A 10787-nucleotide genomic window follows, 5' to 3' on the forward strand; every position below is an offset into this window, starting at 1 on the left:
CCCGATCAGGTTATTCGGCTGCCGAGCGCTGCTGGTAGCGTTCGAGGGGCGCGTCGCCCGCCTGGAAGAACTTCCTCAGACTGCGGGTCGCCTGACGGATCCGCTGTTCGTTCTCGACCAGTGCGATGCGCACGTGATTGTCACCGTACTCGCCGAACCCGATACCGGGAGAGACGGCGACCTCGGCCTCGGTCAGCAACAGCTTGGAGAATTCGAGACTGCCGAGATGACGATAGCGTTCCGGGATAGGGGCCCAGGCGAACATGGTGGCCTCTGGGGAGGGGACATCCCAGCCCGCATCGGCGAACCCCTTGATCAGCACGTCACGACGCGACTGATAGAGGCTGCGGATTTCGTCCACGCATTCCTGCGGTCCGTTCAGGGCGGCCGCGGCAGCGACCTGAACGGGGGTGAAGGAGCCGTAGTCCAAATAGGACTTGATGCGGGTCAGGGCCCCGATCAGATCCTTGTTGCCGGTCGCGAAACCGATCCGCCAGCCCGGCATGTTGTAGGTCTTGGACATCGACGTGAACTCGACGGAACGCTCTCGCGCGCCGGGCACCTGCAGGATCGACGGCGGTGGATTGCCGTCAAAATAGATCTCCGCATAGGCCAGATCGGACAGGATATAGAGCCCTCTGCGCCGCGCGAAATCCACCACCTCGCGATAGAAGTCCAGATCGACCACCATCGCCGTTGGGTTCGACGGGAAGTTCAGGACAAGGATCTCCGGTGCCGGCACGCAATGCTTCATGGCCCTTTCGAGACTGGTCAGGAAGTCATAGCCGGGCCCGACCGGAAAATGCCGGATCACCGCACCCGCGATGATGAAGCCGTAAGGGTGGATCGGATAGGACGGGTTCGGTGACAGGATGACGTCGCCTGGCGTGGTGATGGCCATGGCGAGATGGGCCAGGCCTTCCTTCGAGCCGAGCGTGACAATGGTTTCCGTCTCCGGGTCGACCGAAACGCCGAAGCGGCGCTCGTAGTAGCTGGAAACAGCCCGGCGCAGCCCCGGAATGCCGCGGCTGGCGGAGTATCTGTGGGTGCGCGGATCAGCAGCCGCTTCCGCAAGCTTGTCGACGATATGCTGCGGCGTCGGCTGGTCGGGATTGCCCATGCCGAAATCGATGATATCGCGCCCCTCGGCGCGTGCCTCGGCCTTCAGCCGGTTCACCTCGTTGAAGACGTAGGGCGGCAGGCGCTTGATCAGATGAAAGTCTACTTGCATGGCATTCCACCAAAACAGAAAGACCAGCCTCCGGAGAGGCTGGTCCGCGGCAGACGGGCCGCAACAAAGGAAGTGTCAGTTTTCGAGGAATATCTCGGCACGGCGGTTGCCCGCTTCACCGCTTGGCATCGCCTCGTTGAATACGGGTGCATTGTCGCCCTTGGCCTCCACAACAATCCGATCGTAGGGAACGCCGAACCGGGCAAGAGCATCGGCCACCGCTTCGGCGCGTGCGGCGGACATCCTCAGATTGGCCAGCAGGTGAGTGTCGACAGGCATCTGGCCTGTCCTGCTGGAGGAATGTCCACGTACGCGTACCGTCGCATTGGTTTGCCGCGCCCGTTCGGCGGTCGCCCGCAACGTGCCGAGATCGCTTGACGAAAGTTGGGCCGAACCGTGGCGGAACTGGATCACCGTATCGGGTGCGCCTGCCACACCGGCAGGAACCCCGTATGCCGCAGCCTGCTGCACGGTACCGCCGTCGATCACCACCGGGCCGCCTGCGACAGGCGCAGACGCCGGATAGCCGCCAACGACCTCCTGATAAGTGCGCGGCGCGTTCAGCGAGTCCTGATAGGTCTGCTGTACGACCGGGGAAACGCTGCTCGGGAACTGCCCGGGCGGGACACGTCCTGTCGGGGCCGCAGACGGTGTGACCGGTTCGATACCCGCCGCCCGCAACTGCTCGCTGTAGGTGCGCGACAGAGTGGGCTGATCAACCGGACGGGCAATCGCCGAGGTCTGGCTGGCCATGGCGGTCGACTGGCCAGCGCTTGCCGTCTGGCTGCCGCGTGGCGTTCCTGTCGGGGACGGACGGGTCTGCACGATCGGGGCGGACGCCGGTCTTGCTGCTGCCGCCGTGCGGCGTGGCGCTTCGTCATCAGACGCGGACCTAGCCGGTGCAGGCACGGCTTCGGGGTCGTTGAGGCTGATTGAATCGCTGGCCTGCACTTCTGTCCGGCGCGGCACGACGGCACCATCTTCGCTGAAGGAAGGCGGCTGCTGTCCCCGGGTCATGGCGGCGATCATCGGCGTGGGCGATTCATCGGACCGGGCTGGCGCGCGCGTGCGACGGACATTCTGAACAGGTTCTGCTTCCTGGACACGAACGGCAGCAGGCACGGGGGCTTCCGCGATCTGCCTGGGAGGCTCCGGACGCGCGACGGCAGGCACACGATCGACGATCGCCGTGCGGGACGGTTCGGTCTGGGAAGGCGCGGGTGCGGCTGCGACCGGCGTGGCCGGTTTCACCTCGGGTTCCCGAATCGGTTCGACAATCGCCACGACGTCCCGGGCGGGTGTCGGGGCAGGCGCGGGGGATGCTGCCACGGGTGCCGGAGCAGGCGCTGGTGCCGGTTCAGCGGTCGCAATACGCGGCGTCGCTGCTGTCGGTGTCGTCGCACTGCCGCGTGTCACCGATATGACAGGATTTTCACCCGATCGCTGGATATTCTGGGTGGCGGAAGCCAGTCCGGGCGCAGGCTGGGCGGGCGGCAACGCCGGATTCCCGCCGCGCGCGACGGGTTGCGGCACCGGACCGTAGCCCGGTTCGAAATAGCTCGTCGGATCCGCCCAGTCAGGGACCGAACAGGCACCCAGCAGCATCAGCATGCCGCAGACACCGGCGCGGGGTGCCCAATGGATTCCGTTCCGCATATTGCGCACTGTGAACGGCGCAGATTTCATCGCCGCTTCTCCTGACATAGTTCAAGACGCTCAGATTTGGCTGGCAATCTAGTGCAATCCGCCCCGTGTTGGAAACAGTTCTGAGCCTGTATCGAATATCGGAGGGGCACACTGTTGCAAACGGGCAAATCCGCGCCCGACGGTATCGGATACGAAAAAGGGGCCACGGTTTCCCGCAGCCCCCTCGTCGCAGGATATTTCCCGATGGATCAGGAAGAATAATACATCTGGAATTCCACCGGATGCGGGGTGTGTTCGAACTTGTAGATCTCTTCCCACTTCAGCTCCATGTAGCCGTCGATCTGGTCGTCGGTGAACACGTCGCCCTTCTTCAGGAACTCGCGGTCTTCATCCAGGGACACCATCGCCTCGCGCAGCGAACCGCAGACCGTCGGGACACCTTCCAGTTCCTCCGGCGGCAGATCGTAGAGGTTCTTGTCCATCGGATCGCCCGGATGGATCTTGTTTTCGATACCGTCAAGGCCTGCCATCAGCATGGCCGAGAAGGCGAGATAGGGGTTCGCCATTGGATCCGGGAACCGGATCTCGACGCGCTTCGCCTTCGGGCTGCTGCCGAACGGAATGCGGCAGGACGCCGAGCGATTGCGGGCCGAATAGGCCAGCAGGACCGGTGCCTCGAAGCCCGGGATCAGTCGCTTGTAGGAGTTGGTGGACGGGTTCGTGAAGGCGTTCAGGGCCTTGGCGTGCTTGATGATGCCGCCGATGTAGTACAGCGCGGTCTCGGAAAGGTCCGCATAGCCCGAGCCGGCAAACGTCGGCTCGCCGCCGTTCCAGATCGACTGGTGCACATGCATGCCCGAGCCGTTGTCGCCGATGATCGGCTTCGGCATGAAGGTCGCCGTCTTGCCCCACTGGTGCGCGACCTGCTGAACGACATACTTGTAGATCTGGATGTTGTCGGCCGCCTTGGTCATTTCGGCGAAGGTCATGCCGAGTTCATGCTGAGACGGGGCCACCTCATGGTGATGCTTGTCGGTGTTCAGGCCCATCTCGCGCATGACGGCGAGCATTTCCGAACGGATATCCTGACAGGAATCGACGGGAGGCACGGGGAAATAGCCGCCTTTCGTCGCCGGACGGTGCGCCATGTTGCCGGCCTCGAACTCCGAGCCGCTGTTGTAGGGGCCTTCCGAGTCGTCCAGGCGATAGAAGACGTGGTTCTGATCCACGCCGAAACGAACGTCGTCGAACAGGAAGAACTCGGCTTCCGGACCGAAATAGGCGGTGTCGCCGACGCCGGTGTAGTTCATGTAGGCGGACGCGCGCTTGGCGGTCGTGCGCGGATCGCGGCTGTACCCTTCGCCGGTGGACGGTTCGTTGATATCGCAGAACAGGATCAGGGTCGGCTGCGCCATGAAGGGGTCCATGACAGCTGTGGTCGCATCGGGCATCAGCGCCATGTCGGATTCATTGATGGCCTTCCAGCCGGCAATCGATGAACCATCAAACATGATCCCTTCCTCGAAGAAATCCTCCGAGAATTCTTCGGCATCCATCGTCAGGTGCTGCCACTTGCCCCGCGGGTCAGTGAAGCGGACATCGACGAATTTCACCTCGTCGGATTTGATGCGTTCCATTACTGCTTGGACGTCGTCGGACATGTCGTTTCTTCCTGTCTTTGATATAGTTTTGGGCGTTGTCTATTTGGCAGGCACGCACCCATAGCAAGCCGGGCGCGGGCCGCCAATGCGTCAGACCGCGTCAGAGCCCTTTTCGCCGGTCCGGATCCGGATGACCTCGTCGACGGTGGAGACAAATATCTTGCCGTCGCCGATACGTCCCGTCCGCGCCGCCTGCTGTATGGCTTCCAGGGCACGCTCGACCATGTTGTCGTCAAGCACAACCTCGACCTTCACCTTGGGCAGAAAATCGACGACATACTCGGCACCGCGATAAAGTTCGGTATGGCCCTTCTGGCGACCGAAGCCCTTGGCCTCGGTCACTGTGATGCCCTGCAATCCAACTTCGTGCAGCGCTTCCTTCACCTCGTCGAGCTTGAATGGTTTGATGATGGCTTCGATTTTCTTCATGACGCTCCGTGTTCCCTCCGTCGCTTGTTGCCGCTACCGAAGCGACCGGTGCGGTAATCTCGATTAGCATTGATCATGCCATATCCTGACACGCCGTTCGCCAGCGATCCCGCCTGTTTGCGCGAGCGTGTGTAATTAATAACCACATTTCCCGCCTAATTTTTACTCAATATGATGAAAATTTAGCCAATCGAGCATATGTCAGTCGCTCGATTGTGATTTCTTCGTGGCGGCCATCTTCAGCATCTATGGCGCATGATCAGATCTCTCAGCACTGTCATCGTCTGCGCCGCCGGTATCGGCATGTCTGTTCCGGACGTGTCGGCCCGAACCAACGTGTCGCCGCCTGAAACCGTCGAGATCCCGGCGGGAAGCGCGATCATCGGCTCGGACCGCGCCGAACGCGAGGCCGCCTATGTGATGGACGCGGCGGCCTACGGACACCAGACGACGCGCGATCAGGGGTGGTACGAGTCCGAAGCCGACCGGCAAGCGGTTCGTACGGACGTCTATTCGATCACCCGTCACCCGATCACCAATGCCCAGTATGCGTCCTTTGTGGAAGCGACAGACCACCCCGTCCCGGATGTAAGACGCGCGACCTGGAAGGGATACGGCCTGATCCACCCTTACGAACGTACCCAGCGTCATGCCTGGCGCGGGCATCGACCGCCTGCCGGTCGGGAGGAGCACCCGGTTGTCCTCGTCAGTCTGGGCGACGCACGTGCCTATGCGGCGTGGCTCTCCGGAGAGACCGGCGATCATTGGCGCCTGCCCACCGAGATCGAATGGGAACGCGCCGCGCGCGGCGATTCCGGTGCCCGTTTTCCCTGGGGCGACAGCTTCGAACCCACACGGCTGAACAGCCATGACGCCGGACCGTTCGACACGCTGCCGGTCGGGTCGTTTCCGGCAGGACAGAGCGCCCACGGTCTCATGGATGCGGCCGGACAGGTTTTCGAATGGACCTCGACCGAGCAGCGGCCGGGACGGCATATTGTCAAGGGCGGCTCCTGGGATGACAGCGGTTGCGGCGTCTGCCGGCCCGCTGCACGTCACGGACGCCCGGACACCATCAAGCACATACTGATCGGCTTTCGTCTGGTCAGGGAGGTCAGAAAATGAGCGACGCTGGCACACGACAGACAGGCACCGCCGTCTCCGGCTTCAGTGAAAGCTGGTCGGGGCCCGTGGAAGAGCCCGAGAAAGTCCACGACATCGATCCGCGCACTCTGCTGGAAAACCGCCCCGTCACGCAGCTTGAGCGCATGCGCGATGCAGGTGAGGAACTGATCGACATCTATCGCGTCATCGCCAAGACCGACGACAATATCGTGGGCCTGCTGCTGGCCGGGCAGGGGACATTCTACGAGTGGGACCACTATCCCAAGGGGGATGTCTACGACGGTGAAACCCATTGTCAGTACTATTATCACGCCCATCGCGGCGCGACCGGCGAGCATGGCCATTTCCACACCTTCCAGCGCGCCAAGGGCATGCCACGTCCCGTCGCCCCGCTGCCGCTGGAGCGGGACGAACCCTGGCCGAAGGGTGACGAGGCGCTGGCGCATCTGATCGCCATCTCGATGGACAAGTTCGGCCTGCCCACCCATCTGTTCACCACCAATCGCTGGGTCACCGCCGAGACTCTCTACAGTGCGGATGACGTCATCCGGATGCTGGATCGCTTCGAGATGGACCTGATTCAGCCGTCCTGGCCGGTGAATCGCTGGCTGAGCGCCATGGTGACCCTGTTCCGCCCGCAGATCGAGGTACTGCTGCACATGCGCGACGCGGTCCTCCGCGACCGCATCGCCGCTTCACCGGACACCGACGTGCTGGAAGACCGCGATCTGGAAATCACCTCCATGTGCCGGATCGACACCGATCGCCAGATCGAGACGGTACGCAGCCTGTTGAGCTGACAGCAGCCTGCCGGCCGCAGGTCAGGCATCTGCCTGAAGAACCATTTCCGCCAGGGCCAGCGATGCCGTCAGGCCGGGCGACTCGATACCCAGAAGGTTGATCAGTCCCGGAACGCCATGCATGCGCGGTCCTTCGATCACGAAGTCCGCTGCGGGCGCGCCAGGCCCCGAGAGCTTGGGCCGGATGCCACTGTACCCGGGCTGAAGGGCACCATCCTTCAGCGCGGGCCAGTACTGCCGGATTGCCGCGTAGAACTTCTCCGCCCGCGCCGGATCGACCGCATAGGGGAGGGTTTCGGGATCCTGCCCGGACAGCCACTCGACATCCGGGCCGAACCGCGCGTCTCCGGCCATGTCGATCGTGAGATGAACGCCCAGGCCGCCCGGCTCGGGCACGGGATAGATCAATCGCGAAAACGGCGAGTCGCCGGTCAGCGTGTAGTAGTTGCCCTTGGCATAATGGCGCGTCCGGGTGCGCCCGTCGGCCTGATCCGCCAGCAGAGGCGCGAAAAGACCGCCCGCATTGACCAGCGTCCGGCACTGCAGCCGCATCGGCACCGCACCGCCCGTCTCGACGACCGGGCCGCCGTCCTGCGGGCGGATGCCGGTGACCGGCGTCTCGAACGCGATCATCGCCCCATGCTCCTCGGCATCCCCCTGCAGCGCCAGCATGTAGGCGTGGCTGTCGATGATGCCTGTCGAGGGAGACAACAGGGATGCCGCTGCGTTCAGATCGGGCTCCAGGGCGAGGGTGTCCTGCCGGCTGAGCAGTTCCAGGTCCTCGACGCCGTTGTCCGCCGCCCGCCCGATCAGGGCCCTGAGTTCGGCGATCTGATCGTCGTGACTCGCAACGATCAGCTTTCCGCAATTGCGGTGGGGGACGCCGTGTTCCTGGCAGAAACGATACAGCAGAGCCTTGCCCGTCACACAGCTGCGCGCTTTCAGGCTGCCTTTCGGGTAGTAGATGCCGGCGTGGATGACCTCGGAATTGCGTGAGCTGGTGCCTTCGCCGATGCGGGATTCGCGTTCGACGATGACCACATCCCGGCCTGCCTGTGCGAACTGCCGGGCCACGGCCAGACCCACCACGCCCGCACCGATCACGATAACATCTGCTTTTTCAGTCATGGGATTACAGAGTTTCCCTTATCTGATATCTCATCTTCCGGATCTTCATCATCCAGCATGTGGATTGCAGGTTCTCCGTCGTCGTCCGAAATCTCCTCGACATCGTCGGGACCCCAGCCATCCGGCATTTGGCTCGCGATCTGTGTACCGCGCAGCGGCATGGCGACAAAGTCAGCCTGATCTGTCGGCCGGGCGGAGGCACGCCGCAACATCCGCATGCCCGTCATCAGGCCGATGACCGCGTGCACCCCGGCGAGCGTGATGAAAAATCCGGAAGGTCCGGCAAATCCCATGATCAGTGCGGCGAGATTCGGTCCCACGATGGCGCCGGCGCCATTGAGAAAGATCAATGCGCTGGACGCAGCCACCATTTTCCGGATCGGCACCCGGTCGTTCACATGCGCGGTGAACAGCGAATAATGCGGGATCGACAGGCCGCCGAACAGTGCGGCCGCAGCCAGGATCGGCCAGATCACGCGTTCTTCGCCACCCGGCTGCATCGTGAGGGGGGCCGGTTCAGGGATCAGCGCCGCACCGGTCGCCACGATCGCGGCGGCGATGGTCACGAACAGGATGACCAACCGCCGGTCCATCTTGTCCGACATGCGGCCGATCGGCCATTGCAGCAGCATGCCGCCCAGAAACATCGCTGCCATGAAGGTGGATATCTCGGTGACCGTGAAGCCGGCGCGCTGGGCGTAGACCGCTCCGAAACCGAACAGTGCGCCGTTGGTGATTCCCGCCAGAACCATGCCCGCCGAACCGAGCGGCGACAGGCGGAACAGTTCGCGGAAGCTCATGGCCTCCGGCGCGGAGAAGTCGGGTGTGCGGGATGCCGAGAGACACAGGGGCAGGACCGCCAGGGAGACCAGTACCGCGATCAGCATGAACAGGTTCGCACCGCTCGGGTCGGAAACGCCCAGCAGATACTGTCCACCGGACAGCGCGCCCATCTGCACGACCATGTAGATCGAGAGCAGCTTGCCGCGGTTGGCATTGTCGCTCATGTCGTTGAGCCAGCTTTCGCAGACGATGTAGAGCCCCGCATAGCAGAAGCCGGTCACGATCCGCATGCCGCCCCAGACCCACGGATCGATGAAGACCGAATGCACCAGAATGCTGATGGACGCGAGCGAGGCGAGGGCGGCGAAGACGCGGATGTGCCCTACCTTCGACACCACGCGGGGCGCATACAGCGAACCCGCCAGAAAGCCCACGAAATAGCCGGACATGACAATGCCCAGCACGCCGGTTTCGAACCCCTCGATCGACGCCCGCAGCCCGAGCAGCGAACCCTGCAGCCCGTTGCCCGCCATCATCAGGGCAATGCCGAAGAACAGGGCTGAGAATGAGGCCAATGCACCCGCCATGACAGCTTACTCCGCGCCGCCAGACCGTCCGGCAGAAGGCGTTCCCTTTAGACGAAAAACGCGCCGCTGTCAGGCCAGGACTGCAAACGCATCGGCAAGGGCGGGCAGGGCGCGCTCGGCGGCGTTGCGGCCCTCCTGAATCGCCTCTTCCGCACGATCGAATTCCAGCAGGCCGATGTGACCCAGGCGGGGCTCCACATTCACGTCCGCCGGGTCGCCAGCCATACGGGAGCGGCTCAGCCTGTCCTGGACGATGTTGATCGAACTCATCATGACGGAGAACACGCTGGGCGCGCCGTCGCCGTGGCCGAAGATCTGGCGGATCATCAGGGTTGACGGGTTGAGCGCCTTGCCGGGGTTCTGCTGGATCCGCTCCAGCAGGTTGTCGAACTGCAGATCCTCGTCGATCAGATCGGCGGCAAGATTGTTCTTGCCGAAGACATCGCCGTTCAGGTTGACCGCAATGACCAGCCGCGCGCCAAGCGCCCTGCAGACCGAGACCGGGACCGGATTGACCATGGCGCCGTCGACCAGCCACCGGTCCGCGACCTTGACCGGCGGAAAGATGCCGGGCAGCGCGTAGGAAGCGGTCAGGGCAGGGACCAGGGGTCCGTCGCGGACCCAGATCTCGTGGCCGGTGGCGAGTTCGGTGGTGACGGCCGCGAACTTGATGCCCATTTCCTCGATGCGGACGTCGCCGCAGTCCTCCTCAAGGCGACGGACCAGCTTCTTGCCGCCGATCAGTCCGCCGCTGCCGAAGGCCAGATCGAGATAGCGGAACATGCGGCCGCGGGTCAGTTCCCGCGCCCATTTTTCCAGCACGTCCGACTTGCCGGCCGCATATGTCCCGCCGACGAGTGCGCCGATGGAGGTGCCGCAGATGATCTCCGGCTTGATGCCGGCCTCTTCCAGGCGTTGCAGCACGCCGATATGTGCCCATCCGCGGGCGATGCCAGCGCCCAGGGCCAGTCCGATCACGGGTTTTTTCATGCGCTCCGACGCCTCACGTCATTCGTTGCCGCAGCGTCCGGCTGCGGTCCGATATTGGGACGGAAAAAATAGGCGCTGCAAGTGGAATTGGGGGTTGACGATTGCGGCATCAGACGGCATTTACCCCTCCACGCAGTCAGACGGAAGCGATCTTTCCGTTTTCACTTGCGAGGCGGGTCCACTCCGCATACGATCAAGTTTCGCGCTTTTTCAGCCTGATTCGGATGTCTCTTCCGGCGGACTGACTTGGCCTGATCGGGACCTCGTCCTGATCCTGCTCTTTGACATTGTTGTTTATTGGAAGGGGATATGCGGCTGGCGGTTTTGCTGGCTGGTGTTTCTGGCGGGCTTTTGGGTCTGTTTTGAGATGTTGGTGCATTGGCTGTTTCAGTCACGCATATCCTGA

At 63.1% G+C, this 10787-nt stretch carries 9 protein-coding genes; 2 read left to right on the forward strand and 7 right to left on the reverse strand.

The window, feature by feature from the left end:
* Window positions 1-10: 10 nt before the first annotated feature.
* The 4 genes from ACN0X7_RS18760 to ACN0X7_RS18775 form a co-directional block, all read right to left on the reverse strand.
* Window positions 11-1231, reverse strand: coding sequence for an LL-diaminopimelate aminotransferase (locus tag ACN0X7_RS18760; RefSeq protein ID WP_417520002.1), 1221 nt, complete (start codon window positions 1229-1231; stop codon window positions 11-13).
* 75 nt (window positions 1232-1306) lie between these two features.
* Window positions 1307-2917: an OmpA family protein gene (locus ACN0X7_RS18765; RefSeq protein WP_417520003.1), complete on the reverse strand. Its 1611-nt coding sequence runs from the start codon at window positions 2915-2917 to the stop codon at window positions 1307-1309.
* A 209-nt stretch (window positions 2918-3126) separates the two neighbouring features.
* On the reverse strand, window positions 3127-4539 hold the full coding sequence (gene glnA / locus ACN0X7_RS18770; protein WP_417520004.1) for a type I glutamate--ammonia ligase: 1413 nt from the start codon (window positions 4537-4539) through the stop codon (window positions 3127-3129).
* Between the two features lie 90 nt (window positions 4540-4629).
* Window positions 4630-4968, reverse strand: coding sequence for a P-II family nitrogen regulator (locus ACN0X7_RS18775; protein WP_417520005.1), 339 nt, complete (start codon window positions 4966-4968; stop codon window positions 4630-4632).
* A 255-nt stretch (window positions 4969-5223) separates the two neighbouring features.
* Between ACN0X7_RS18775 and ACN0X7_RS18780 the strand changes: the two genes are divergently transcribed.
* Together ACN0X7_RS18780 and ACN0X7_RS18785 are read left to right on the forward strand one after the other, a co-directional pair.
* Window positions 5224-6093 (forward strand): formylglycine-generating enzyme family protein, encoded by an 870-nt coding sequence (locus ACN0X7_RS18780; RefSeq protein ID WP_417520006.1) that lies wholly within the window; start codon window positions 5224-5226, stop codon window positions 6091-6093.
* A complete protein-coding gene (locus tag ACN0X7_RS18785) occupies window positions 6090-6893 on the forward strand; it encodes a DUF6969 family protein (protein WP_417520007.1) in 804 nt (267 codons plus the stop codon). The genes ACN0X7_RS18780 and ACN0X7_RS18785 overlap by 4 nt, the downstream gene beginning before the upstream one ends.
* Before the next feature lie 21 nt (window positions 6894-6914).
* Here the strand turns inward: ACN0X7_RS18785 and ACN0X7_RS18790 are convergent, their stop codons facing one another.
* The 3 genes from ACN0X7_RS18790 to ACN0X7_RS18800 all read right to left on the reverse strand — a co-directional run bounded on the left by ACN0X7_RS18790 (window position 6915) and on the right by ACN0X7_RS18800 (window position 10381).
* Window positions 6915-8021, reverse strand: a complete 1107-nt coding sequence (locus ACN0X7_RS18790) for an NAD(P)/FAD-dependent oxidoreductase (protein WP_417520008.1) — start codon at window positions 8019-8021, stop codon at window positions 6915-6917.
* On the reverse strand, window positions 8018-9391 hold the full coding sequence (locus ACN0X7_RS18795) for an MFS transporter (protein ID WP_417520009.1): 1374 nt from the start codon (window positions 9389-9391) through the stop codon (window positions 8018-8020). The genes ACN0X7_RS18790 and ACN0X7_RS18795 overlap by 4 nt, the downstream gene beginning before the upstream one ends.
* 69 nt (window positions 9392-9460) lie before the next feature.
* Window positions 9461-10381 carry a patatin-like phospholipase family protein gene (locus ACN0X7_RS18800; RefSeq protein WP_417520010.1) on the reverse strand — a complete coding sequence of 307 codons (921 nt, stop codon included), beginning with the start codon at window positions 10379-10381 and terminating at the stop codon, window positions 9461-9463.
* Window positions 10382-10787 lie beyond the last annotated feature (406 nt).

It is taken from the genome of Minwuia sp., from assembly GCF_048263705.1.
GTDB lineage: Bacteria > Pseudomonadota > Alphaproteobacteria > Minwuiales > Minwuiaceae > Minwuia.

Bases quoted from the DNA above. Each gene is read 5' to 3' on its own strand.
- ACN0X7_RS18760 (WP_417520002.1), bottom strand. From the start codon at position 1,231: ATGCAAGTAGACTTTCATCTGATCAAGCGCCTGCCGCCCTACGTCTTC.
- ACN0X7_RS18765 (WP_417520003.1), bottom strand. From the start codon at position 2,917: ATGAAATCTGCGCCGTTCACAGTGCGCAATATGCGGAACGGAATCCAT.
- glnA (WP_417520004.1), bottom strand. From the start codon at position 4,539: ATGTCCGACGACGTCCAAGCAGTAATGGAACGCATCAAATCCGACGAG.
- ACN0X7_RS18775 (WP_417520005.1), bottom strand. From the start codon at position 4,968: ATGAAGAAAATCGAAGCCATCATCAAACCATTCAAGCTCGACGAGGTG.
- ACN0X7_RS18780 (WP_417520006.1), top strand. From the start codon at position 5,224: ATGATCAGATCTCTCAGCACTGTCATCGTCTGCGCCGCCGGTATCGGC.
- ACN0X7_RS18785 (WP_417520007.1), top strand. From the start codon at position 6,090: ATGAGCGACGCTGGCACACGACAGACAGGCACCGCCGTCTCCGGCTTC.
- ACN0X7_RS18790 (WP_417520008.1), bottom strand. From the start codon at position 8,021: ATGACTGAAAAAGCAGATGTTATCGTGATCGGTGCGGGCGTGGTGGGT.
- ACN0X7_RS18795 (WP_417520009.1), bottom strand. From the start codon at position 9,391: ATGGCGGGTGCATTGGCCTCATTCTCAGCCCTGTTCTTCGGCATTGCC.
- ACN0X7_RS18800 (WP_417520010.1), bottom strand. From the start codon at position 10,381: ATGAAAAAACCCGTGATCGGACTGGCCCTGGGCGCTGGCATCGCCCGC.